Raw genomic sequence first — 22,056 nt, forward strand, 5'->3', positions numbered from 1 at the left:
GGGCGCACTCCACAGAATGCTTCAATTTAACCAGCAAAGGCTCTAGGGGCAGGCGAGATCGGCGACCACGGCGTCGAGGATCAGCATACCGGCCGGCGTACAGCGCAGCCGCGAGTTGCCGAGCCGTTCGATGAAGCCGTGCTCGATCAGGAACTGCTCGCGATCGGGATCGGGATCGCGGCCCGAGAGGCTCTGCCAGCGGGCGAGATCGACGCCTTCCCGGAGCCGCAAGCCCATCAGCAGCAATTCGTCGGCCTGGGCTTCGAGATCGAGCGGCTCCTGTTCGGTCATGCCGTCACCCCGCTCCTCGACGAGCCGTAGCCACGCTTCCGGGTTCCGCTCCGTTGCGGTCGCGATCTTGCCGGAACCGACCGTAAGCCGCCCGTGGGCGCCTGGGCCGATCCCCGCATAGTCGCCATAGCGCCAGTAGGTGAGGTTGTGCCGGCTTTCCGCCCCCGGCCGGGCGTGGTTGGAGACCTCGTAGGCCGGCATGCCGATCGCCGCGGTGATCTCCTGCGTCGCCTCGTAGAGCACGGCCGACTGCTCGCCATCCGGCACGACGAGCTTGCCCGCCTTGTGCAGCCCGAAGAAGGGGGTGCCTTCCTCGATCGTGAGCTGGTAGAGCGACAGATGGTCGACGGCATAGGAAACCGCTTCCTTCAACTCGCGCTCCCATTCCTCGACGGTCTGGTTCGGCCGCGCATAGATCAGGTCGAAGGACATGCGCGGAAAGATCTCGCGCGCCAGCCGCACCGCCTTCAAGGCATCCTCGACATTGTGCAGCCGGCCGAGGAATTTGAGGTCGCGGTCGTTGAGTGCCTGGACGCCGAGCGAGACGCGGTTGACGCCGGCCGACCGGTAGCCATGGAAGCGCGTCGCCTCGACGCTCGAAGGATTGGCCTCCATGGTGATCTCGATGCCATCAGGCACGTGCCAGTGCTTGGCGATGCCGTCGAGGATCGCCTCGACCGTCGCCGGCTCCATCAGCGATGGCGTGCCGCCGCCCATGAAGATGCTGGTCACGGTTCTCGGCCCTGAAAGCGCCTGCACGGACGCCATTTCCTCAAGGAAGGCGGCGACGAAGCGCGGCTGGTCCACCGGCTGGTGGCGGACATGGCTGTTGAAATCGCAATAGGGGCATTTGGCCGCGCAGAACGGCCAGTGCACATAGACCCCGAAGCCGGGGTCCATGTCGTCACCGATTGCCGATAGCGAGGCCGTCTGCATCATGTTTATTCTCAGGCGCCGAGGCAGGTCTCGGCAAACAGCTTGAAGGCACGGGCGCGATGCGAAAGCGCCTTAGCATCGCCCGGCTTCCAGCCGTGCTTCTCTTCCGCGCTCATCTCGCCGAATGTGGTGTCGTAGCCTCTGGGTTGGAAGACCGGATCGTAGCCGAAGCCGCTCGTTCCGCGCGGCGGCCAGACGACGTGGCCTTCGACCTCGCCGCGAAACAGCTCGACATGTCCGTCCGGCCAGGCAAGGCAGAGCACCGAGACGAAGCGCGCCGTCCGCTCTTCCGGCTTCGCTGCGCCTTTCTCGCTGAGCTCTTTTTCGACCTTTTCCATCGCCATGGAGAAGTCGCGGCTGCCATCGTCGCGCTCCGCCCAATTGGCCGTGTAGACGCCGGGGGCGCCGCCGAGCGCATCGATGGCAAGGCCGGAATCGTCCGAAAGCGCCGGCAGCCCGGAGGCCTTGGCCGAGGCCAGCGCCTTGATCGTCGCGTTTTCCTCGAAGGTCGTGCCGGTCTCCTCCGGCTCGACGAAATTGAGATCGGCCGCCGATTTTGCCTCGAAGCCGAGCGGTCCGATCAAATCGCGGATTTCGCGGATCTTGCCGGCATTGTGGCTCGCGACCACGAGCGTCTTGTCAACGAGTTTGCGCATCTGGTTCCGTTCCGTCCAAACTTTTAAAGCCGCATCAATCGATGGCCCAGAGGCCGGGTTCCGCGCATTCGAGACTATTCCCGGCCGGGTCGCGGAAGTAGAAGGAGCAGGCGCCGTTCGGCCAGCGGATATCCGCCTCGATCGCCACGCCAGCCGCTTCCAGCTTCGCCTTCCAGGCATCGAGCGCTTGTGCTGCGACACGGAAGCACATGTGTCCCTTGCCCGTCGTGCCATGCGGTGGCACCGGAAGAGCACCGGCCGGCGGCGGCTTTACCGTCTCCGCTGCGTTGAAGATCAGAAGCACGCCGTCGCCGCAGCGGAAGAACACATGTCGGTTGCCGGCCCGCGTGATCCGCTGCAGGCCGAGGACGCCCCCATAGAAAGCCTCGGCCCGATCAAGATCATCCGCGTAGAGCGCCGTCTCGAGAATGCCGTCGAGCGGCAAGTCCATCCGTTCCTCCCCGTCTACCGGTCGGCGCGGAATGCGGGCGAGAGCCGCCCCGCACGCGCTGTTAGCCGGCGATCGCCTGCTTCTGCAACCCGACGAGTTCGGCAATGCCGTCCTTGGCAAGTTGCATCAGGCTTGCGAACTCTTCTTCGCTGAAGGGCTTTCCTTCTGCCGTTCCCTGGATCTCGACCAGGCCGCCGCTGCCGGTCATGACGAAATTGGCATCGGTTTCGGCGGCCGAATCTTCGAGATAATCGAGGTCCACGACCGCCTGGTTGGCGAAGATGCCACAGGAAATGGCCGCGACGTGGTCCTTGAGCACCCTCTCGACCTTCACCATATTGCGCGCTTCCATCCATTTCAGACAGTCGTGCAGCGCGATCCAGGCGCCGGTGATCGAGGCGGTGCGGGTGCCGCCATCCGCCTGGATCACGTCGCAGTCGATCGAAATCTGACGTTCTCCCAGCGCCGGCAGGTCGACCACGGCTCGAAGCGAACGGCCGATCAGCCGCTGGATTTCCTGCGTGCGGCCGCTCTGCTTGCCGGCTGACGCCTCGCGCCTCATCCGCTCGCCGGTCGCCCGCGGCAGCATGCCGTATTCCGCCGTGATCCAGCCCTTGCCGCCGTTGCGCAGCCAGGCGGGAACCTTCTCCTCGAGGCTCGCCGTGCAGAGCACATGCGTATCGCCGAAGCGCACGAGGCAGGACCCCTCTGCATGCTTGGAGAAATTGCGCTCGAAGGAAACCTTGCGCATTTGGTCGATTTTTCTGCCGGATGGCCGCATAGTCAACTCCTGTCGTCTCTGCTGAGCCTTCTAGATCATGGCGCGGGTAAAGGGAACCAGTTGATATCGGGGGAGGGGAGTGATTTTTCCCTTTTGCCATTGCCCCGCCCGACCACTATATTCTGCAAGACACGAACGGTTGTTTGCATGGAGTGACATGGTACTGCGCAACCCTGAAAAGAAGGGGATCGCATCGGCGCTGGATGAGCGCTCCGGCGAGATCTTCCGCCGCATCGTGGAAACCTACCTGGAAAGCGGCGAGCCGCTCGGATCCCGCAATCTGTCGCGCCTCCTGCCAATGTCGCTGTCGCCCGCGTCGGTGCGAAACGTGATGAGCGACCTCGAGGATCTGGGGTTGATTTATTCGCCCCATGTCAGCGCAGGACGGTTGCCGACCCAGACGGGGCTGCGCTTTTTCGTCGATGCCTTCATGCAGGTCGGCAACCTTTCCGCCGAGGAACGCGCCTCGATCGAGCGTCAGGTGCGCCCGGGCAATCGCGATCAGTCGGTTGAGTCCCTGCTTACCGAAGCGAGCCAGATGCTATCCGGCATGTCCCGCGGCGCCGGGCTGGTCATCACGACGAAGAGCGATCCGGTGCTGAAGCATGTCGAATTCATCCGCCTGGCTCCGACCAAGGCGCTCGCCGTCCTCGTCGGCGACCACGATCAGGTGGAGAACCGTATCATCGAGCTGCCGGCGGGCGTCACCGGCGCGCAGCTCACCGAGGCGGCAAACTTTGTCAATGCTCATCTCGCGGGACAGACGATCGCCGAAACGCGTGGCCAATTGGAGAAGGTCAAGCAGACCGTGCGCGGCGAACTCGATGCCTTGTCGCAGGACCTGGTCGAGCGTGGCCTGGCGGTCTGGTCGGGCAGCGAGGGCGACGAAAAGCCGGCGCGCCTCATCGTGCGCGGCCGTGCCAACCTGCTCGAAGGCCTTGAAGGATCCGAAGACATCGATCGGCTGCGCATGCTGTTCGACGATCTCGAAAAGAAGGACAGCCTGATCGAGCTCCTCGATCTTGCCGAAAGCGGTCCGGGCGTACGTATCTTCATCGGCTCGGAAAACAAGCTGTTTTCGCTCTCCGGATCGTCGCTGATCGTCGCTCCCTATCGCGACAGCGACGACCGGATCGTCGGCGCCGTCGGGGTCATCGGCCCGACGCGGCTCAATTATTCGCGGATCGTTCCGATGGTGGACTACACCGCTCAACTGATGTCGCGACTGTCGCGCTAATGCATGTCGCCCAAAAGTGCGCAGCGGTTTTGGGCTGACGACATGCATACACTTTAATGCATGTCGCCCAAAAGTGCGCAGCGGTTTTGGGATGACGACATGCATTCGCCTTGAAGCATGTCACCCAAGAGTGCGCAGGCCTTGTGGGATGCGTTGCGACGCGCTTTGGCCAATCCTTTCGAACGAAGAACCGATTGGACCCTTGATTTTTCGGGCTCAAACCTCGATATCGGCTTCAAATCCAGGCAACAGTACGTTCAAGCAAAGCGACTTCCGCTGGTTTGATGATGCCGAACACGCCAAAGACAAGACATTCGGAGAACGTCATGACCGACGAAACGAACAAGAACGGACCTGAGGCCGCAGCGCCGGAAGAAACTGTAAAGGCGGCGGCGCCGGAAGCGGCGGAAAAACCGGAAGCGGATGCTTCCGCCGCTGCGCCGGATCCGCTGGAGCTCATCAAGGCGGAAAATCTGGAGCTGCGCGACAGATACCTTCGCCTCGCCGCCGAAATGGACAATCTGCGCCGCCGCACCGAGCGCGACGTGAAGGATGCCAAGTCCTATTCCGTCGCCGGTTTCGCGCGCGACATGCTGGCCGTTTCCGACAATCTGCGCCGCGCCCTGGAAGCCATTCCGGCCGAGGCTAGGGAATCCGGCGATGCCGGCCTCACCGCGCTGATCGAAGGCGTCGAAATGACCGAGCGCTCCATGCTGGCGGCGCTCGAGCGCCACGGCGTGAAGCAGCTGGACCCGACCGGCCAGAAGTTCGATCCGAACTTCCACCAGGCGATGTTCGAGGTTCCGAACCCCGAAGTTCCGAACAACACCGTCGTCCAGGTCGTCCAGGCTGGCTACACGATTGGCGAGCGCGTCCTGCGCCCGGCCATGGTCGGCGTCGCCAAGGGCGGCCCGAAGGTCGCCGCTGCCGAGAACGAGTCGCCGGCCGCCTGACGCGGACCCGTCAGCGTACTGGAAGTGTCGTGTATTCTCTGAAGTGCACGGCGTTTGCCTGTTTGGAGCTAAGGCGGAATCCGATCCGATGCTGCCGCTGAAAGTCGGAAAAGGGGTCAATACCCCCTCTGCCCTGCCGGGCATCTCCCCCACAAGGAGGGAGATTGGCCAGAAGCAAAGACCCGCCCGACAGGGAGTTTGCACCCGCCGAAACCGCTGAATTCAACGGCATGCTCGCAGCGAAATTGGTTGAGTGGGACATGGCCGCTATCGATCTCTCTCCTTGTGGGGGAGATGCCCGGCAGGGCAGAGGGGGGTGCCACCTGTGACAGCTGGGAGATGCACCTCCGGGCGCGACACGCGGTGGCCGCCGCATCGATCCAGGCAGATTGGGTATTCCCTAAGCGAAAAGCTGCCGGAGATGGTCGTTGAGGAAGCGGCCCTCCGGATCGACCTTTGCCCTCAGCGCCCGGAAGTCGCCGGAGCGCGGATAGAGCGCCGTCACATCCTCGGCCCCGAGGAAGTGCAGCTTGCCCCAGTGCGGCCGGGAGCCGTATTGGCGGAGAATCATGTCGACGTCCTTCAGGTATTCCCAGTAGTCGGTGCCGGGCTCGCCGGAAACGGAGAGGGTGATCGAGTCCTGTTCATAGAACGGGCTGATCCAGCCGGAATCGCCGGCGGTGAAGCGGTATTCGATCGGATAGATGCAGGTCGGGTGCTTTTCGAGCATCAGCTTGCGCACCGCGTTGACCGCCTCCTTGCCGTTGGCGACCGGCACGGCATATTCGAGTTCGTGGAAGTTGGGGACATATTCGATCGGGTAGATTTCCGAGGAATAGGCGATCCGTTCAAAGGCAGCCTTCATCGGCGGCCGGTCGGTGATGTCGATCACCTTCATTTCGCAGACGTCAGCCGTCTTCTCCGTCGTCGAGACGGAAGACGTATCCGGCAGGCAGTAGCAATGGCGGCTTTCCGGAACCGGGCACCAGAAGAAGCCGAAATGCCGGTGCTTGGCGGCGAGCTCGTCATGCTGCTCCATGCATTCGTCGAAGTCGCAGCGCCAGAGCTTTTCGTGAAGGTTGTAGCTGTCCATCACCTGCAGGGTGATTTCCGAGATGACGCCGAGCATTCCGACGGAGACGCGGGCCGCCTCCAGGAGATCCGGGGTCGTCTCGTCGACGACAAGGATCGAGCCGTCAGGCTGGACGAGGCGCATGCCGACGATCTGCGACGCCATGTTGCCGAGCGCCGCGCCGGTGCCATGCGTGCCGGTGGTCAGTGCGCCTGCCAGCGCCTGGCTGTCGATATCGCCCTGGTTGATCAGCGACAGGCCGTTCGATTTCAACGCCTTGCCGAGCTGATTGATGGTCGTTCCGGCGCTCACCGACACGCGTTTGCGCGCCTGATCGATATTGGCGACGCCCTGCATGCCGGAAAGCGTCAAATGCAGGCCGCTCGTCAGGGCGACCGGCGTGAAGGAATGGCCGGAGCCGGCGCAGCGCACATTGAGGCCGGCCGACGTCGCCTCGCGCACCATCTCGGCCAGGGCTGCTTCGCTCTCCGGCGCGCCCCGGTGACGGACGATGCAGGACTGGTTTCCGACCCAGTTGCGCCAATGACCACCCGCTTGCAGCATTCTCGCGTCTCCTCAGACAGCCGTGAAGCAGTTGTCGACGAACAGGTGCGTGCCGTTGACGAAGCTCGCCTCGTCGCTTGCCAGGAACAGGGCGGCGTTGGCGACCTCCATAGGATCGCACATCCGTCCCTGCTGGGCGGCGATCGCCGCTTCCGACGCGTCCACCCCGTATTTGGTCAGGCCGACAAGCTCGCGCTTGCCGTGATCGGTGGCGATGAAGCCCGGGCAGACGGCGTTGCAGCGAATGCCCCGGTCGCGAAACTCGACGGCGATCGCCCGGGCGAACATGTGGCAGGCGCCCTTGGTCGTATCGTAAAGCACTTCCATCGGCGTCGCCGCGACCGCCGAAATCGACGAGGTGCAGACGATGCTGCCGCCGCCTGCCTTGAGCATGCCGGGGAGAACCGCCTTGGTCACGAGGAACATGCTCTTCACGTTCACCGCCATCAGCCGGTCCCACTCGGCCTCCTCCGTTTCCAGGAAGGGGCCGACAGCGAGAATCCCCGCATGGTTGAAGAGGACGGTTATCGGACCGAAGGCATTCTCGACGGTACGGACGGCGGCGCTCACCTCGGCCGAGACAGAGACATCGGCGGCCGCAAATACGGCTTGCCCGCCCGCGGCGCGAACAGCAGCCGCAACCTCCTCGCCCTTGCTTTTCGGCAGGTCGACGATGCCGACCTTGGCGCCCTCGCGCGCGAAAAGCTCAGATGCCGCGAGCCCGCAGCCGCCGGCGCCGCCGCTGATCAGTGCGACCTTCCCCGAGAGCCTGCCCGTCATGATGTCCTCCTCCCCTGTCGCCGAACGAACGCTGTGGTGGATTATTGTTGAGGACGGGGAAGCTGTCGATAGCCCCTCGGGATAAGCGTCAGCAACCTTTCGGAGCTATGTCAGATGCAGCGTAACGTTTGAATTATTTGAATATTTCGGCTCGCGCAAAGCCCAACCCGGCCTGCCGTCGCTTTTCACGCGGCGTGCGAGGTCGTGTCCTCGTTGAGGAGCATATAGATAGCGCTGGCCGACTCGGTCGCCCGGATTCGCGTCACCATGTCGTGGTCGCGCAGCACCCGCGCAATGCGCGACAGCGCCTTCAGATGATCGGCTCCGGCGCCCTCCGGGGCGAGCAGAAGGAAAACGAGGTCCACCGGTTGGTCGTCGAGCGCCTCGAAGTCGACCGGCGTATCGAGCCGCGCGAAGATGCCGACAAGCGAAGTAAGATTGCCGAGCTTTCCGTGCGGGATGGCGATGCCATTGCCGACGCCGGTCGAACCGAGCCGTTCGCGCTGCAGGATGACGTCGAAAATCTCCCGTTCCGGCAGACCGGTGAGTTTTGCTGCTCTTGCCGCCAATTCCAGAAGGAGTTGTTTTTTCGAGTTGGCCCTCATGGCCGGGATGATCGCATTTTGATGCAGCAAGCCTGCCAATGCCATTCTTTTATCCTCGTTCGCCGGTTAGGGCCCGACAACTTGATCACAAATATGCCGCAATGGCTCTAACCATCTCTAGCCTGGCGGGTCCCATGCACAGGAAAATCGAGCTTTCCTGGCGGCCCACTGATCGGAGCGGCGGGGAAGGCCGACCGCGCCGGCATTCCCCAGTCCCACTCATCCTTTGATATTGGCGGCGTCGATCCAGCCAATATTTCCATCGTTGCGCCGATAGACGATGTTCAGATCGTCCTTGCCGGGGCTGCGGAACATCAGCACCGGTTCGTCGGTCATGTCGAGCGCCATCACGGCGTTGGCGACGGACATCGTCCTCAATTGTTTCGTGGTTTCGGCAACGATGGTCGGTGCATAATCATCGGGAACTTCCTCATCCTCGAAAGGCACCGAGTCCATTACCATGTAGGCCACCTCGGCGGCATTCTGACCGTTGCCGTTGTGATGGTCCTTGAGCTTGCGCTTGTAGCGCCGGAGCCGCTTCTCGATGCGGTCCGAGGCCGCGTCAAAGGCCGCCTGTGGCTCGTTCGCCTGACCATTCGCCTGCAAGACCACGCCCGTATCGAGATGAAGCTTGCAGTCGGCGCTGAAGCGCGAGCCGGACTTTTCCACAGTGACCTGGCTTGAATATCCTCCGTCGAAATATTTGGCTACGGCCTCACGGATCTGCTCGCCGATGCGCGAGCGAAACGATTCACCGATTTCCATATGTTTACCGGATACACGCACACTCATGGAGTTTCCTCTCTCGTTCGTGACTTGCGTATCCAGTCTATTCCAAGCGCTTCCGTCATCCAAGCGTTTCAGCAAGGGTTCGATCGGGTCGCTCGGAGCCGCCGAAGTGACGTGACGGCCTCGGCAATTCGCGGCGGCCTCATATCGCTTACGTCGCGGGGAGTCAATTGCGGCCGCGAAAAAACCGCAATCAGAAGCCGGCTGCCTTGGCAAGGGCGCGCTTCTCGCGACGCCGCTGGACCGAGGAGGGGATGTTCATCGCCTCGCGATACTTGGCGACGGTGCGCCGTGCGATGTCGACGCCGGCTTGCTTGAGGACATCGACGATATCGTCGTCGGATAGCACGGCATCGGCGCGTTCCTGGCTGATCATCGTGCGGATGCGGTGGCGAACGGATTCGGCCGAATGGGCATCTCCGTTCTCCGCCGAGCCGATCGAGACGGTGAAGAAATACTTCAGCTCGAAAAGGCCGCGCGGCGTCAGCATGTATTTGTTCGAGGTGACGCGGCTCACCGTCGATTCATGCATCTTGATGGCGTCGGCGACGATCCTGAGGTTCAGCGGGCGCAGGTGGGCGACGCCGTGCACCAGGAAGGCGTCCTGCTGCCGGACGATCTCGCTTGCGACCTTCAGGATCGTCCTGGCGCGCTGGTCGAGACTGCGCGTCAGCCAATTGGCGTTCTGCATGCATTCGCTGAGGAAGGCTTGCTCGGCGCTGTTCTTCTGGCTGTGGCGCGAAATCTCGGCAAAGTAGTCGTGATTGACGAGAACCCGTGGCAGTGCGTCGGGGTTGAGCTCGACCAGCCAGCCGCCATCCGGCGCCGAACGGACGACGACATCGGGAATGATCGCCTCGGTAACGCTGGTCTCGAAGCTTGTCCCCGGCTTCGGATCGAGCTTGCGGATTTCGGCGAGCATGTCGACGAGATCCTCCTCGTCGACCCCGCAGATCTTCTTGAGGCTCGCGAAGTCGCGGCGCGCCAGAAGTTCGAGATTGGCGACAAGTGCCTCCATGGCGGGATCGAGGCGATTGCGCAAGCGCAGCTGAATGGCGAGGCATTCGCTGAGCGTGCGGGCGAAGACGCCGGGCGGATCGAACTGCTGCAGCACGAGAAGGACGCGCGTCACATCTGCCGCGCTCGTTCCAAGCCTTGCCGCCGTTTCAGTGACCTCCGCATGCAGATAGCCCGCTTCGTCGAGCTGGTCGATGAGATGCTGGGCAATCAGCCGGTCGGCGGGGGCGGAAAACGCAAATGCGACCTGCTCGAGCAGCGTCTCGCGCAGGGTCTTCCGGCCGGCGACGAAATCGTCGAGATCATATCCCTCGCCGTCGTCGCTGCCGCCGGCGCCCGGCATCGATTTCCATTGGCCGAGCAGTTCCGGTGCATCGGCGCGCTGCGGAGCCGTGTCGTCCTGGAAGACGTTGGCGAAGTCGGCATCGAGTTCGGCACTGAGCCGTTCGCCGGGACTTGTTGTGGTGCTGTCGTAGAGATCGCCTTGGTCGGCCGGCTCTTCCCCGCCGCCCAGTTCGGCGGCCAGGCCCGTCTCCTCGCGCTCGGGCCGATCCGAACCGAAACCCGCCTCATCGGCAGATTGAAATTCAAGCAGCGGATTTTTCTCGACTTCCTGGGCAATGAACTGGCCGAGTTCGAGATGCGTCATCTGAAGCAGCTGGATCGACTGCATCAGTTGCGGCGTCATGACCAGCGACTGTGACTGTCGCAAATGAAGGCTGGCGGACAAAGCCATGCTGACGCGAAACTCCCGTCATATCTCCGGGCCTGTCTTGCGTGGACGGGACCAATTCTTAATTGGCCCAAAAATTGCTTATTACTGGGATTTGGTCAAGCGCCCGGACGTTGCGAGCCCGCCAATTCGCCTGCACGCATCGTTACAGGCTGAAATTGTCTCCCAGATAGAGCCGGCGCACATCCGGATTGGTGACGATGTCGTTGGCACGGCCATGGGTCAGCACTTCGCCGGCATGGATGATGTAGGCGCGGTCGATCAGCCCGAGCGTCTCGCGGACGTTGTGATCGGTGATCAGGACGCCGATGCCGCGCGAGGTCAGATGCCGCACCAGCGCCTGGATATCGGCGACCGAGATCGGATCGACGCCCGCAAAGGGTTCGTCGAGCAGCATGAAGGTCGGGTCGGTCGCCAGTGCACGGGCGATTTCAAGGCGACGGCGTTCGCCGCCGGACAGCGCGATGGCCGGCGATTTGCGCAGATGCGTGATCGAGAATTCGCCCAGCAGGTCGTTCAGCTTGCTCTCGCGCCGATCGACGTTCTTGTCGTGGATCTCGAGCACAGCGCGGATGTTTTCTTCGACGGTCAGCCCACGGAAGATCGAGGCTTCCTGCGGCAGGTACCCGACGCCGAGGCGCGCCCGGCGGTACATGGGCATGGAAGTCACGTCGTTGCCGTTGATCTCGATCGATCCCTCGTCGACCGGGACCAGCCCGGTGATCATGTAGAAGCAGGTCGTCTTGCCGGCGCCGTTCGGGCCGAGCAGGCCGACCGCCTCGCCGCGCCGCACGACCAGCGAGACGCCGTTGACGACGCGCCGCGAACGGTAGGATTTCGTAAGCCCCCGGGCGATCAGCGTGCCGTCATAGCGCGCCTTGTCGACCGTCCGCGCAGCAACTGCCGCCGACGGCTTCTTGACCCGTTTGCGTTTGGGAAGAAAGGGAATCTGCACGTCCGAATCTTGCATCAATTCTGCTTGCGGGACTGCGGATCGAGCTGAATCTGCACGCGACCTCCGCAGGCCTCGAGCTGGGCTTCGCCCGTATCCATTTGCACATTCAACTGGCAGCCGACGAAGACGTTCTTGCCCTCGGACAGAACGACCTTGTCGCCCTTGAGCACCAGGGTCTGGCGCGTCAGGTCGAAAGAGCCGGTGTCGGCGGTGGCCTGCTGCACGCCGGAATTCAGGAAGACCTGATTGCTGACCTCGATCCGGTCGATATCGGCATTGCCGCTGGTGACCGACGCGCCCTCGGTCGTCGCCTTGTAGAAGACGGTCATGCTGCCGGCCTGCAGCGTCGTCGTGCCCTGAACGACCTTCACATTGCCGGTGAAGATCGCTTTGCTTTCGGGGTCCTTGATCTCGAGCTTGTCGCTCTCGATCTGGATCGGCTTGTCATTGGAAAGCTGCAAGCCCTTCATGCGGCTGGATGTGGCCTGCGCGAAGGCGCCGGATGCAATCATCAAAGCGCCGATCCCGGCGGCAGCCAGGGTGGCGGATACCTTAAAAGAAACGGTAGAAGTGACCGACATGGGTGCACCAGGTCCTATTTGGCGTTCTTGCGGATGGCGCTGGGTTCGACATTGACCCGGACCATGCCTTCGAATGTTACAATACGTCCCTTATCTGTCATTCGCAGCGACTGCGCAATGATCGATCCGCCGTTCATGCTGATGGCAATCGGACGTTTCGTTTCCATCTCGCCGGCGTCGATATCCAGATAAGCCGACTGGAAATCGGCATTGACGCCATTATTCATCGAAATAGTGAACGGGGCGTTCATGTCGAGAGTATTTGCGCCGCGATCGTAAATGCCGCTTGTCGCGTCCACCGTAGCGATCAGCGTGTCGTTGACCGGCATCTCGGCATGGATCTTCTCCAGCGTGATGATGTCGGGATTGGCGATGTCCTGCAGTGCGCGCTGGGCCTTCATGGAATAGCTGATGTCCTGCCGGTTGCGGCCGGAAATCGCCGGGTTCTGCATGACGATCTTGCCGTTTTCGATCGTTGCGGTTTCGAGCTGCAGGTCCTCCGGCAGAAAGGCGCGGACGAAGGAAATTGCCGCGAAGACGAGGGCGATCACGCCGGCCGCGAACGGCAAGACGATCTTCAGGCGCTTCACCCGCGCGGAATGGCGCGCCGCCGATGCATAGGCATCCGCAGAGGTCGTGCCCGAATCGGCAAAGACTTCAGGAAAGCGCGCTTGGTTCAGCATCAAGGGCCCGTCGGTTTCGTTGGGTTCCTGCTATATATCCGCGGGATCCGCATTTACATACGATCGCGTAAGTCACGGCGAATATGGTTATTTTCTTGTCGTCCGGCAATGGAGCGGCAAAAACTTTGAAGGGACTGCGAAAAACGCGAGTTTTAGCTTTCCCCAGCCGCCAGCCGCGCCTATCTAGCCTGCCACCGCGGGCGCAGATAGCATGTTCCTGAGGAAACTGACAGGACCCGCGCCAAAATTTGGGAGATGCCCCATGGACGAACTCGCCATTGCCGATCGCCGCAGCCTGCGCAGGAAGCTGAGCTTCTGGCGCTGGACGGCCGCTGCCATTCTCGTCCTTGGCGGTTTCGCACTCATTGCCTTTTCCGGCTGGACCGAGGTCAGCGAACGGGCCCGCGAGCACGTTGCGCGCGTCACGGTGTCCGGCGTCATCCAGGACAATCGGGAACTGGTCGAGAGGCTGGAGAGGATTGCCGAGAGTAAGTCCGCCAAGGCGCTGATCGTGACGATATCGTCGCCGGGCGGCACCACCTATGGCGGCGAGGTGCTCTACAAGGCGATCCGCAAGGTCGCAGCCAAGAAGCCGGTCGTCGCCGATGTCCGGACGCTCGCGGCCTCGGCCGGCTACATGATCGCGCTCGCCGGCGATCGCATCGTCGCCGGCGAAACCTCCATCACCGGCTCGATCGGCGTCATCTTCCAGTATCCGCAGGTCAAGCAACTGATGGACAAGGTCGGCGTGTCGCTGGAGTCGATAAAGTCGCGGCCGCTGAAGGCCGAGCCCTCGCCGTTCCACCCGCCAAGCCCGGAGGCGAGGGCGATGATCCAGACGATGATCGACGACAGTTACAACTGGTTCGTCGATCTGGTGGCCGAGCGGCGCAAGCTGCCGCGGCCGGAGGCGCTGGCGCTGGCGGATGGCCGCATCTTCACCGGCCGCCAGGCCCTCCAGGGCAAACTCGTCGACACGATCGGCGGAGACGACGAGATCCGGGCTTTCCTCGCCGAGCGCAAGGTGTCGAAGGACCTGCCGGTGGTGGATTGGGAAGCGCCGGGCGGTTCCTTCCCCTTCGGGCTTTCGACGGTCGTCTCCAATTGGCTCAAGCTGTTGGGATATGATGCTTTTCCGGCCATGAACGGACTTGAAAAGGTCGGCGGCGACAAGTTGTTTCTTGACGGTCTTGTTTCGGTTTGGCAGGTTGATGCTCAATAATGAAGGCCGGATAAGTTGCCCTGAGGCGCGATGAGGCCCTCACCGTGTTCGGGACGTCCGGTGCGACCTTCCAAGCGTCACAAAGCAGACAGAAAAAGCAAAAAACCAAGGGGGCGAAAGTGATCAAGTCAGAACTGGTGCAGATTGTGGCCGCGCGCAATCCGCACCTCTATCACCGCGACGTCGAAAACATCGTCAATGCGGTCCTCGATGAGATCACTGATGCACTCGCAGCCGGGAACCGGGTCGAATTGCGCGGCTTCGGCGCCTTCTCGGTGAAGAACCGGCCGTCGCGCTCGGGCCGCAACCCGCGCACCGGCGATTCCGTCTTCGTCGAGGAGAAATGGGTGCCGTTCTTCAAGACCGGCAAGGAGCTGCGCGAGCGGCTCAATCCCGGCATGAACGACAAGGATGATGACTGAGCGAGAGGCGCATCGGCCAGGGCGGCCCGTTTCTCGCTAAGCGGCGAACGCCCCTCTCATTCCAATCTGCGCGCCGAGCCTGCCGAAGTGCAATCCGAGCCGGTGCCATAGCCGGAGCGGTGCATGTTCAAGAAAATCGTCAACATCGTCGTGCTCGTACCGCTGGGGGTGGTTCTCATCGCCTTGAGCGTCGCCAACCGCCAGACCGTGACGCTGGCGCTCAATCCCTTCGATACGGCCGACAGCGTGCTTTCGGTATCCGCGCCCTTTTTCCTCTTCCTGTTTCTCGCACTCGTTGTCGGCCTGGTCCTCGGAGCGGCCGTGGTCTGGCTCAGCCAGGGAAAACACCGTCGCCGCGCGCGCAGCGAGGCTCATGAGGCGCTGAAGTGGCATCGCGAGGCGGAAAAGCACCGCAGCGAGGCCGAAAGGCTGGCACAGACGAACCTGCCGGCGCCGCAGAACTGACGGACGCCGGCGCGCGGTGTTTCAGCTTGCCGCTTCGGCGGCGCCGCTGACTGCGAGGTTTAGATTGGCGAAGAACTGCTGCGCGAGCTTCTTGGCGGTCGAATCGATCAGCCGAGATCCAAGCTGAGCAAGCTTGCCGCCGACTTCGGCCTTGACATCGTAGCTGAGCAGCGTTTCGTCGCTATCTTCGGCAAGCGTGACATCCGCACCACCCTTGGCGAAGCCGGCGATGCCGCCCTTTCCCTCACCCGATATCGTATAGCTTTCGGGCGGGTTCAGGTTGGAGAGCGTGACCTTGCCGTTGAACGTCGCCGAAACCGGGCCGATCTTGACCTTGACGACGGCAGCGAGTTCCGTCGGCGAGACCGATTCGATCGCCTGGCAGCCGGGAATGCAGCGCTTCAGGATGTCGGGGTCGTTCAGGCATTGCCAAACCGCTTCGCGGCGTGCCGCGATCCGCTCTTCTCCGGTGATGTCCATAGAGCTTCCTCCCGTCTACTGCATGTCTCCTTAAATCCATCTCGATTTAAGGACAAAGACATGCGGCAATTTAAAAGTGCTACAGCGACCTTTGCGCGCCTGATAAGGCGCGCGGGCGTTGTGGTGACGCCGCCGATCTTCGCAGACCGGAAACGGCTTTGCCAAGAGCATCCACGGTGCTATTGCACGCACTGAGCATGTCGCGCGTCCATCCGGGGCGCGGGCAAGGCGCATTCCGTCTGATTGCCGGGCGAGGGCGGGAAGTGCCGGGGGTCGAGCGAAATCCAAGGATCAGCGTGTGAAGGAAAAAGATCGTCGATCGAAGAACGCCTCGGTCACGGCGGCGAAGGGACGGGGCGCGGAGGCGCGTGGCGGTCGTCACGAGCTAAGGCATCTATCGGCAAAGAGCGGCGCTCCCAAGGACAAGGCCGGCGGACTGGCGCCGCCCAAGACAGCGCCGCAGAAATCGGCGCGGCCCGCTGCACAGGAAAACACTCCGGTACGACCCGTTGAGCCGCGGAGCGGCGAGAAGCCGGCCGAGACGGTGCCGCTCATCCTCGAGACGATGCCGACCGCCGGCTACCACCTGATCGACAGCGGCGACGGCGAGAAGCTGGAACAGTACGGGCCCTATCGCATTGTCCGGCCCGAGGCTCAGGCGTTGTGGCCGAAAGCCTTGCCCGCTGCCGTCTGGGAAAAGGCCGATGCGATCTTCACCGGCGACACCGACGAGGACGGCATGGGGCGCTGGCGCTTCCCGCGCGAGGCGCTGGGAGAGACCTGGCCGATGCAGCTTCTCGATACGGATTTCCTTGGCCGCTTCACGTCCTTCCGCCATGTCGGCGTGTTCCCCGAACAGCTTGCCCACTGGTCCTGGATGAAGGATCAGGTAGGGTCGGCCGGCCGGCCGCTGAAGGTGCTCAACCTTTTCGGCTACACCGGCGTCGCCTCGCTGGTCGCCGCAAAGGCGGGCGCCGAGGTGACCCATGTCGATGCCTCGAAGAAGGCGATCGGCTGGGCACGCGAGAACCAGGCCATGGCGCGGGCCGAAAAACTGCCGATCCGCTGGATCTGCGACGACGCCATGAAGTTCATCCAGCGCGAGGAACGTCGCGGCAGCCGCTACGACATTATCCTGACCGACCCGCCCAAGTTCGGCCGGGGACCGAACGGCGAGGTCTGGCAGCTTTTCGATCATCTGGCGGCGATGCTCGACATTTGCCGCGAAATCCTGTCGCCAGAGGCCCGCGGCCTAGTGCTCACCGCCTATTCCATCCGCGCCAGCTTCTATTCGATCCACGAGCTCATGCGCGAGACGATGCGCGGGCGCGGCGGCCGGGTGGAATCGGGCGAACTCATCATCCGCGAGGGCGGTCTCGACGGCAAAACGCCGGGCCGGGCGCTGTCCACCTCCCTCTTCAGCCGCTGGGTACCCAAATGATTTCTGACAGAAGCGATCACGGCACGCCGCGCGTCGGCCAGGTGAAGGAGGTCACCAGCCTCACCAATCCGATCATCAAGGACATCCGCGCGCTCGCCCAGAAGAAGCATCGCGACGAGACGCGTTCCTTCATGGCCGAAGGGCTGAAGCTGGTGATCGACGCACTCGATCTCGGCTGGAAGATCAAGACGCTCGTCTATGCCAAGGCGGCCAAGGGCAAGCCGCAGGTCGAGCAGGTGGCGGCGAGGGCGGTCGCAAAGGGCGGGCTCGTCCTCGAAGTCAGCGAGAAGGTGATCTCGACGATCACCCGCCGCGACAACCCGCAGATGGTGGTCGGCATCTTTGAGCAGCGCTACCAGCCGCTGAAGGACATCCGCCCCAAGGACGGCGAGACCTATGTGGCGCTCGACCGGGTGCGCGACCCGGGCAATCTCGGCACGATCATCCGCACGGCCGACGCGGCCGGAGCCTCCGGCGTCATCCTGATCGGCGAGACCACCGATCCGTTCTCGCTCGAGACGGTGCGGGCGACGATGGGCTCCGTCTTCGCCATGCCGGTCGCGCGCGCCAGCGTCGAGGAGTTCATCCGCTGGCAGAAGTCGGTGGACGTGCAGGTCGTGGCGACGCACCTTTCGGGCTCCGTCGACTACCGCACCATCGACTACCGATCGAAGCCGGTCGTCCTGCTGATGGGCAACGAGCAGGCGGGCCTGCCGGTCGAACTAGCCCGCGAAGCGGGCGCGCTGGCGCGCATCCCCCAGTCGGGCCGCGCCGACTCGCTCAATTTGGCGATGGCGACCGGCATCATGCTGTTCGAAGCGCGCCGCCACCTTCTGTCGCTGGATGCCCGCTGATGAGCGAACGCAACACCCTGTTTTCCCGGCCGCTGCCGATCGCACTCTTCATTCTGGTCGCGCTCGTTGCCGACCAGGCCATCAAATATCTGGTGGAGGCTTTCCTGCCCTTCCAGGAGGCGGTGCCGGTCGTTCCGATGCTCGCCCTCTACCGCACCTATAACTACGGCGTCGCCTTCTCGATGCTGTCAGGCATGGAAGGCTGGTTCATCGTCGGCATGCGTCTGGCCGTCGTCGCCTTCGTTCTCTGGCTGTGGCGCCGCACCCCGAAGGATCGCTTCTTCGCCCATCTCGGCTATGCGATGATCATCGCCGGTGCGCTTGGCAATCTCGTCGACCGGCTGCTTTTCGGCTACGTCATCGACTACATCCTGTTCCACACCACGACCTGGTCCTTTGCCGTCTTCAACCTCGCCGACAGTTTCATCACCATTGGCGCCGGGGCGATCATTCTGGACGAGCTGCTGCAGACGAAAAGGACGCGGTCGCTAAAACTTTAAAGGTCCGTTGAAGCCATTCGGAAGGCTTGCCATGCCAGCTTGATGGCATGAGCGAGCCTTCATCAGCCAAGCAGCGCAAGCAAGCCGGCCCGGGCGCAATGCCCGCAGCCGTCGACGTCGTCCGATCGGCGGTGGTCGCGGCGACGACAGGTCGTCCTCTTCCGGCGGCGCCCCGGTCGGTGATCGACCGCGAAACGTCCGTTGGCCACATTCTCCTGGCTCTCGCCGGCCTGGCTGCCGCGATTCTTCTCCTCGTCGTTGGGGCGCGCGCCGGCCTTCATCTGCTGCCGGCCGTTGCTGCGGTCGGTGCCCTCGCCGGCGCTTTCCTGCTGCTCTCCCGCGAAGGCGCCATGTACCGGCAGGCATCGGAGCCGGGCGACGCAGCAGATCGAGCCGAGCGGCAATGTTCCGAGACGGCGAAGCTGCTTTCGACGATCCATGACGCGCTGGGCGACATCGCCCTCGTCCGCGGCATGGACGGCAGGATCGTCCAGGCGAATGCCGTGTTCAGCCGAGTTTGCGGCCGAGCCGAGGTGCGGGGGCTGACCTGCGCTTCGCTGGGCCTGAGCTTCGAACCGCGGCCGGATCCGGACCGTTTCATCGTCCGTTTCGCGACGCCGGCCGGCCTGCGCCTCTACGATTGGCACGATGTCGTCATCCGCGAGCCGGCAAGCGGCCGGCTGATGCGCCACAGCATCGCGCGAGACGTAACGGAAGAGGCGCAGGCGGCGCGCCGCGGGGAGGAGGCGCGATTGCGCGCCGAAGAGGCGAGCCAGGCGAAGTCGCGGCTGCTGGCGACCGTCACGCACGAAGTTCGCACGCCGCTTTCCGGCATTCTCGGGATGAGCCATCTGCTGGCCCAGACGCAATTGTCGGCCGAGCAGCGGAACTATCTTGCCGACATGCAGCAGTCCGGTCACGCCTTGGTTCAACTCGTCGAGGACCTGATCGATTTCTCCTCGCTCTCGGCCGGGCGGTTCCAGTTGCATCCGTCCGAGCAGGAACTGCGCCTCGTCATCGAGAATGTCGTGGAGATGCTTTCGCATCGCGCCCACGAGAAAGGCATCGAAATCGGCGCCGCGATCGATGTGAGCGTGCCGTCTCGCGTCGTGTTCGATGCGGCGCGTCTCAGGCAGGTGCTGTTCAACGTCATCGGCAATGCCGTGAAGTTCACCGAAGCCGGCGGCGTGCTCGTCACGGCCGATTGCGACGAAGGACATGTCCGTATCCGTGTTGAAGACAGCGGCCCTGGCATGTCCGCCGACGAACTGGCGCGCGTCTTCGAGGAGTTCGAGCAGGCTGGCGACGACGCCCAGCGCTCCAAGGGAACAGGCCTCGGGCTGGCGATTTCTCGCCGCATCATGGAGGCCTTCGGCGGCAGCCTGACCGCGTCGAGCGTCACGGGAGAGGGGAGCCGCTTCGAGATTCGCTTTCCGGTCGACGGGGTCGATTCAACCGCTCAGCCCCGCCGCGGCGTCCTCGCCGACACGCATGTCCTTCTGCTCGCCCCCGATGGCCCCGCTTCGACGGCGCTTGCTGCGACCATAAGGACGCTTGGTGGCCAATGCCATCGCGCACCAACCCTGTCGGCCGCGCGCGAGGTCATGGCCAAGCCGTTCGCCGGCGCCTTGCCGCTGACGGATATCATCGTCGATCACCGCCATGCCGCGCAGTTGCGCCAACTCCTGTTGCTGGAGCCGGGACTCGAACGTCAGCGATTGCGCAAGACCTGCTTGATCAGCCCCGAAGAGCGCAGCAGCCACCCGGTGAACCGGATGGGCGGCTACGAGGCCTGGCTGATCCGCCCCTTGCGGGAGAAATCCCTGGTGGAGGTGCTGCTCGGCCGCATGACCGGCATCGAAAAACGCGATGGGATCAACGACAACAGGCCTATCCTCAGGGCGGAGCCGCCGAAGGCCGCCGCGATCTCGCAGGACCGCCGCCGGGTGCTGCTCGCCGAGGACGATCCGGTGAATGCCTTGGTCCTGCGGAAGATGCTGGAGAGGGCCGGACATAGCGTCGACCATGTCGGCGACTTCGCGGCGCTCGAAGCCGTCTTGTGCGAGAAGGCTGCGCCGCGGCTCATCGTAACGGACTTCAATATGCCGGGCGGTGACGGGCTTGCCCTGCTTCGGCGCCTTCGCGGAGGCGAAGCGCCGGGAGCGGGGCGTCGCGTACCGGTCGTCGTTCTGACATCGGACACGCGAAGCGATCTGCATCGGCTGCTGCTTGCGGCCGGTGCGGACGCCGTCCTCACAAAGCCGGCCGAACCGGAGCAATTCCTCGGCGAAATCGCTCGGCTGCTCGAGGCCGGGCAAGCTTAATCTGTCCCCGGTCGGGGTTGCCTCGCGCCCTCGTGTCACTATGTTGTTGCAGAAACGTGGTTTAAGCCCGACGGACAATGACGATTCGGGATGACACGGCATGACGATCGACCTTCTGGATTCGACAAGCGTGGTTGACACTTCACAGGCTTGCGTCCGCAGGACGACTGCGGCACCGGCAACCGATGTTCTCGGCCGCATCGCCAATCTTGAAACGCGGCTTGCCCGTACTGCCGCGGAGATCGACGCGGCGCAGGCGGTGCGTTACCGGGTCTTCGTCGAGGAGATGAAGGCGCAGGTGACCCCCGAAGCCGAACGCCGCAAGCGCGATGTCGACGGCTGGGACGCGATTTGCGACCATCTGCTCGTCCTCGACACCTCCATCGAAGGCGATGCGGAGGAGCAGATCGTCGGCACCTATCGTCTGCTGCGCCAGGAGGTTGCCGCGCGAGCGGGCGGCTTCTATTCGGCTTCCGAGTTTGCCATTGACGATCTTCTCGCCCGTCATCCGGGCAAGCGCTTCATGGAACTCGGCCGCTCCTGCGTGCTGCCGGAATATAGAACCAAGCGCACGGTGGAACTGCTCTGGCAGGGCAATTGGGCCTATGCGCTGAAGCATGGCATCGATGCCATGTTCGGCTGCGGGTCCTTTTCCGGGGTTGTTCCCGAGGAGCACGCGCTGGCGCTTTCCTTCCTGCACCACAATATCCTCGCCCGCGACGAATGGGCGGTCGCCGCCCGGCCGGAACTCTACCGCACGATGGATCTGATGCCATCCGAAGCGATCAATCCGAAGAAGGCGCTCGCGGCGCTGCCTCCCCTCATCAAGGGCTATATGCGGCTCGGCGCCATGGTCGGAGAAGGTGCCGTGGTCGATCACGCTTTCCGGACCACTGACGTGCTGATCGTTCTTCCCATCAGCAATATATCCGGCCGTTATCTCAACTACTACGGCGCCGACGCGGGTCGTTTTTCTTCGTCTGTCTCCTGATCTCTCCACCAGTCGATCGTCGGAGCGGATCCGGCTCGGCAAAGCCATGCCATTTTTCAGCCGTGTAAGTATTAACCAATTATTAAGTATATGTTTGACTTCTAATTTGAAAAGGTGGAAGTCTATCCTCGTGGTTGGATCTGAATTTCATCACGAAGCAGTGTAGAAAACAAAAAGGATGGTCGTCGATGCGACTGGAGGGAGTCGCGGTCGCGGTAAATTCCTGATTTTTTTATGACGTAAGAAGTAGGTCGGCCGCATCGTATTGAGCCC

Annotated in this window: 23 protein-coding genes; 10 read left to right on the top strand and 13 right to left on the bottom strand. The window is 63.0% G+C overall.

Going from position 1 to position 22,056, the window contains the following annotated elements; translation table 11 throughout:
- Positions 1-42 precede the first annotated feature (42 nt).
- From hemW to rph, 4 genes are all read right to left on the bottom strand, one after another.
- Entirely contained in the window at positions 43-1,227 is a 1,185-nt protein-coding gene (hemW, locus tag N181_RS00005) for a radical SAM family heme chaperone HemW (RefSeq protein WP_037399647.1), read from the bottom strand.
- 11 nt (positions 1,228-1,238) lie between these two features.
- Complete coding sequence (rdgB, locus tag N181_RS00010; protein ID WP_037399607.1) at positions 1,239-1,883, bottom strand: RdgB/HAM1 family non-canonical purine NTP pyrophosphatase; 645 nt, start codon at positions 1,881-1,883, stop codon at positions 1,239-1,241.
- Between the two features lie 34 nt (positions 1,884-1,917).
- Complete coding sequence (locus N181_RS00015) at positions 1,918-2,334, bottom strand: glyoxalase/bleomycin resistance/extradiol dioxygenase family protein (RefSeq protein WP_037399609.1); 417 nt, start codon at positions 2,332-2,334, stop codon at positions 1,918-1,920.
- A 61-nt stretch (positions 2,335-2,395) separates the two neighbouring features.
- The gene (rph, locus tag N181_RS00020; protein ID WP_014327040.1) at positions 2,396-3,115 is read right to left on the bottom strand and encodes a ribonuclease PH; all 720 of its coding nucleotides are present in this window, start codon (positions 3,113-3,115) and stop codon (positions 2,396-2,398) included.
- A gap of 157 nt (positions 3,116-3,272) precedes the next feature.
- On the opposite strand from rph, the gene hrcA reads away from it, so the two are divergent.
- Together hrcA and grpE are read left to right on the top strand one after the other, a co-directional pair.
- Positions 3,273-4,352, top strand: a complete 1,080-nt coding sequence (hrcA, locus tag N181_RS00025; protein ID WP_014327041.1) for a heat-inducible transcriptional repressor HrcA — start codon at positions 3,273-3,275, stop codon at positions 4,350-4,352.
- Positions 4,353-4,678: 326 nt separating this feature from the next.
- Positions 4,679-5,305 carry a nucleotide exchange factor GrpE gene (gene grpE / locus N181_RS00030; protein ID WP_014327042.1) on the top strand — a complete coding sequence of 209 codons (627 nt, stop codon included), beginning with the start codon at positions 4,679-4,681 and terminating at the stop codon, positions 5,303-5,305.
- Positions 5,306-5,705: 400 nt separating this feature from the next.
- On the opposite strand, the gene N181_RS00035 is transcribed toward grpE, so the two are convergent.
- From N181_RS00035 to lptC, 8 genes are all read right to left on the bottom strand, one after another.
- Positions 5,706-6,941, bottom strand: a complete 1,236-nt coding sequence (locus N181_RS00035; protein WP_037399610.1) for a D-arabinono-1,4-lactone oxidase — start codon at positions 6,939-6,941, stop codon at positions 5,706-5,708.
- A gap of 12 nt (positions 6,942-6,953) precedes the next feature.
- The gene (locus N181_RS00040; RefSeq protein ID WP_037399611.1) at positions 6,954-7,721 is read right to left on the bottom strand and encodes an SDR family NAD(P)-dependent oxidoreductase; all 768 of its coding nucleotides are present in this window, start codon (positions 7,719-7,721) and stop codon (positions 6,954-6,956) included.
- Positions 7,722-7,906: 185 nt separating this feature from the next.
- The gene (ptsN, locus tag N181_RS00045) at positions 7,907-8,371 is read right to left on the bottom strand and encodes a PTS IIA-like nitrogen regulatory protein PtsN (RefSeq protein WP_014327045.1); all 465 of its coding nucleotides are present in this window, start codon (positions 8,369-8,371) and stop codon (positions 7,907-7,909) included.
- Positions 8,372-8,545: 174 nt separating this feature from the next.
- The gene (hpf, locus tag N181_RS00050; protein ID WP_014327046.1) at positions 8,546-9,118 is read right to left on the bottom strand and encodes a ribosome hibernation-promoting factor, HPF/YfiA family; all 573 of its coding nucleotides are present in this window, start codon (positions 9,116-9,118) and stop codon (positions 8,546-8,548) included.
- Positions 9,119-9,308: 190 nt separating this feature from the next.
- Positions 9,309-10,868, bottom strand: a complete 1,560-nt coding sequence (rpoN, locus tag N181_RS00055) for an RNA polymerase factor sigma-54 (RefSeq protein WP_037399612.1) — start codon at positions 10,866-10,868, stop codon at positions 9,309-9,311.
- A 142-nt stretch (positions 10,869-11,010) separates the two neighbouring features.
- A complete protein-coding gene (lptB, locus tag N181_RS00060) occupies positions 11,011-11,835 on the bottom strand; it encodes an LPS export ABC transporter ATP-binding protein (RefSeq protein WP_050984128.1) in 825 nt (274 codons plus the stop codon).
- Entirely contained in the window at positions 11,835-12,401 is a 567-nt protein-coding gene (locus N181_RS00065; protein WP_014327049.1) for an LptA/OstA family protein, read from the bottom strand. Before N181_RS00065 ends, lptB begins: the two co-directional genes overlap by 1 nt.
- A gap of 14 nt (positions 12,402-12,415) precedes the next feature.
- Complete coding sequence (gene lptC, locus N181_RS00070) at positions 12,416-13,084, bottom strand: LPS export ABC transporter periplasmic protein LptC (RefSeq protein ID WP_014327050.1); 669 nt, start codon at positions 13,082-13,084, stop codon at positions 12,416-12,418.
- Positions 13,085-13,346: 262 nt separating this feature from the next.
- Between lptC and sppA the strand changes: the two genes are divergently transcribed.
- From sppA to N181_RS00085, 3 genes are all read left to right on the top strand, one after another.
- On the top strand, positions 13,347-14,306 hold the full coding sequence (gene sppA / locus N181_RS00075) for a signal peptide peptidase SppA (protein WP_014327051.1): 960 nt from the start codon (positions 13,347-13,349) through the stop codon (positions 14,304-14,306).
- A gap of 119 nt (positions 14,307-14,425) precedes the next feature.
- Positions 14,426-14,728 (top strand): integration host factor subunit beta, encoded by a 303-nt coding sequence (locus tag N181_RS00080; RefSeq protein ID WP_014327052.1) that lies wholly within the window; start codon positions 14,426-14,428, stop codon positions 14,726-14,728.
- 123 nt (positions 14,729-14,851) lie between these two features.
- A complete protein-coding gene (locus N181_RS00085) occupies positions 14,852-15,193 on the top strand; it encodes a lipopolysaccharide assembly protein LapA domain-containing protein (protein ID WP_014327053.1) in 342 nt (113 codons plus the stop codon).
- A 21-nt stretch (positions 15,194-15,214) separates the two neighbouring features.
- Here N181_RS00085 and N181_RS00090 read toward each other — a convergent pair whose 3' ends face one another.
- Positions 15,215-15,673, bottom strand: coding sequence for an SRPBCC family protein (locus tag N181_RS00090; RefSeq protein ID WP_014327054.1), 459 nt, complete (start codon positions 15,671-15,673; stop codon positions 15,215-15,217).
- A gap of 298 nt (positions 15,674-15,971) precedes the next feature.
- Here N181_RS00090 and N181_RS00095 point away from each other — a divergent pair, with 298 nt between their 5' ends.
- From N181_RS00095 to olsB, 5 genes are all read left to right on the top strand, one after another.
- Positions 15,972-17,114: an RsmD family RNA methyltransferase gene (locus N181_RS00095; protein ID WP_037399615.1), complete on the top strand. Its 1,143-nt coding sequence runs from the start codon at positions 15,972-15,974 to the stop codon at positions 17,112-17,114.
- Complete coding sequence (locus N181_RS00100; protein ID WP_037399618.1) at positions 17,111-17,968, top strand: TrmH family RNA methyltransferase; 858 nt, start codon at positions 17,111-17,113, stop codon at positions 17,966-17,968. Before N181_RS00095 ends, N181_RS00100 begins: the two co-directional genes overlap by 4 nt.
- Complete coding sequence (gene lspA / locus N181_RS00105) at positions 17,968-18,468, top strand: signal peptidase II (RefSeq protein WP_037399621.1); 501 nt, start codon at positions 17,968-17,970, stop codon at positions 18,466-18,468. The genes N181_RS00100 and lspA overlap by 1 nt, the downstream gene beginning before the upstream one ends.
- Before the next feature lie 47 nt (positions 18,469-18,515).
- The gene (locus N181_RS00110; protein WP_037399624.1) at positions 18,516-20,792 is read left to right on the top strand and encodes a hybrid sensor histidine kinase/response regulator; all 2,277 of its coding nucleotides are present in this window, start codon (positions 18,516-18,518) and stop codon (positions 20,790-20,792) included.
- Positions 20,793-20,892: 100 nt separating this feature from the next.
- A complete protein-coding gene (gene olsB / locus N181_RS00115) occupies positions 20,893-21,783 on the top strand; it encodes a l-ornithine N(alpha)-acyltransferase (RefSeq protein ID WP_014327059.1) in 891 nt (296 codons plus the stop codon).
- Positions 21,784-22,056: the final 273 nt, after the last annotated feature.

The organism is Sinorhizobium fredii USDA 205 (genome assembly GCF_001461695.1).
GTDB lineage: Bacteria > Pseudomonadota > Alphaproteobacteria > Rhizobiales > Rhizobiaceae > Sinorhizobium > Sinorhizobium fredii.

What these genes read in the sequence shown, in the direction of transcription:
- hemW (WP_037399647.1), bottom strand. Translation starts at nt 1,227, where the DNA reads ATGCAGACGGCCTCGCTATCGGCAATCGGTGACGACATGGACCCCGGC.
- rdgB (WP_037399607.1), bottom strand. Translation starts at nt 1,883, where the DNA reads ATGCGCAAACTCGTTGACAAGACGCTCGTGGTCGCGAGCCACAATGCC.
- N181_RS00015 (WP_037399609.1), bottom strand. Translation starts at nt 2,334, where the DNA reads ATGGACTTGCCGCTCGACGGCATTCTCGAGACGGCGCTCTACGCGGAT.
- rph (WP_014327040.1), bottom strand. Translation starts at nt 3,115, where the DNA reads ATGCGGCCATCCGGCAGAAAAATCGACCAAATGCGCAAGGTTTCCTTC.
- hrcA (WP_014327041.1), top strand. Translation starts at nt 3,273, where the DNA reads ATGGTACTGCGCAACCCTGAAAAGAAGGGGATCGCATCGGCGCTGGAT.
- grpE (WP_014327042.1), top strand. Translation starts at nt 4,679, where the DNA reads ATGACCGACGAAACGAACAAGAACGGACCTGAGGCCGCAGCGCCGGAA.
- N181_RS00035 (WP_037399610.1), bottom strand. Translation starts at nt 6,941, where the DNA reads ATGCTGCAAGCGGGTGGTCATTGGCGCAACTGGGTCGGAAACCAGTCC.
- N181_RS00040 (WP_037399611.1), bottom strand. Translation starts at nt 7,721, where the DNA reads ATGACGGGCAGGCTCTCGGGGAAGGTCGCACTGATCAGCGGCGGCGCC.
- ptsN (WP_014327045.1), bottom strand. Translation starts at nt 8,371, where the DNA reads ATGGCATTGGCAGGCTTGCTGCATCAAAATGCGATCATCCCGGCCATG.
- hpf (WP_014327046.1), bottom strand. Translation starts at nt 9,118, where the DNA reads ATGAGTGTGCGTGTATCCGGTAAACATATGGAAATCGGTGAATCGTTT.
- rpoN (WP_037399612.1), bottom strand. Translation starts at nt 10,868, where the DNA reads ATGGCTTTGTCCGCCAGCCTTCATTTGCGACAGTCACAGTCGCTGGTC.
- lptB (WP_050984128.1), bottom strand. Translation starts at nt 11,835, where the DNA reads ATGCAAGATTCGGACGTGCAGATTCCCTTTCTTCCCAAACGCAAACGG.
- N181_RS00065 (WP_014327049.1), bottom strand. Translation starts at nt 12,401, where the DNA reads ATGTCGGTCACTTCTACCGTTTCTTTTAAGGTATCCGCCACCCTGGCT.
- lptC (WP_014327050.1), bottom strand. Translation starts at nt 13,084, where the DNA reads ATGCTGAACCAAGCGCGCTTTCCTGAAGTCTTTGCCGATTCGGGCACG.
- sppA (WP_014327051.1), top strand. Translation starts at nt 13,347, where the DNA reads ATGGACGAACTCGCCATTGCCGATCGCCGCAGCCTGCGCAGGAAGCTG.
- N181_RS00085 (WP_014327053.1), top strand. Translation starts at nt 14,852, where the DNA reads ATGTTCAAGAAAATCGTCAACATCGTCGTGCTCGTACCGCTGGGGGTG.
- N181_RS00090 (WP_014327054.1), bottom strand. Translation starts at nt 15,673, where the DNA reads ATGGACATCACCGGAGAAGAGCGGATCGCGGCACGCCGCGAAGCGGTT.
- N181_RS00100 (WP_037399618.1), top strand. Translation starts at nt 17,111, where the DNA reads ATGATTTCTGACAGAAGCGATCACGGCACGCCGCGCGTCGGCCAGGTG.
- lspA (WP_037399621.1), top strand. Translation starts at nt 17,968, where the DNA reads ATGAGCGAACGCAACACCCTGTTTTCCCGGCCGCTGCCGATCGCACTC.
- N181_RS00110 (WP_037399624.1), top strand. Translation starts at nt 18,516, where the DNA reads ATGAGCGAGCCTTCATCAGCCAAGCAGCGCAAGCAAGCCGGCCCGGGC.
- olsB (WP_014327059.1), top strand. Translation starts at nt 20,893, where the DNA reads ATGACGATCGACCTTCTGGATTCGACAAGCGTGGTTGACACTTCACAG.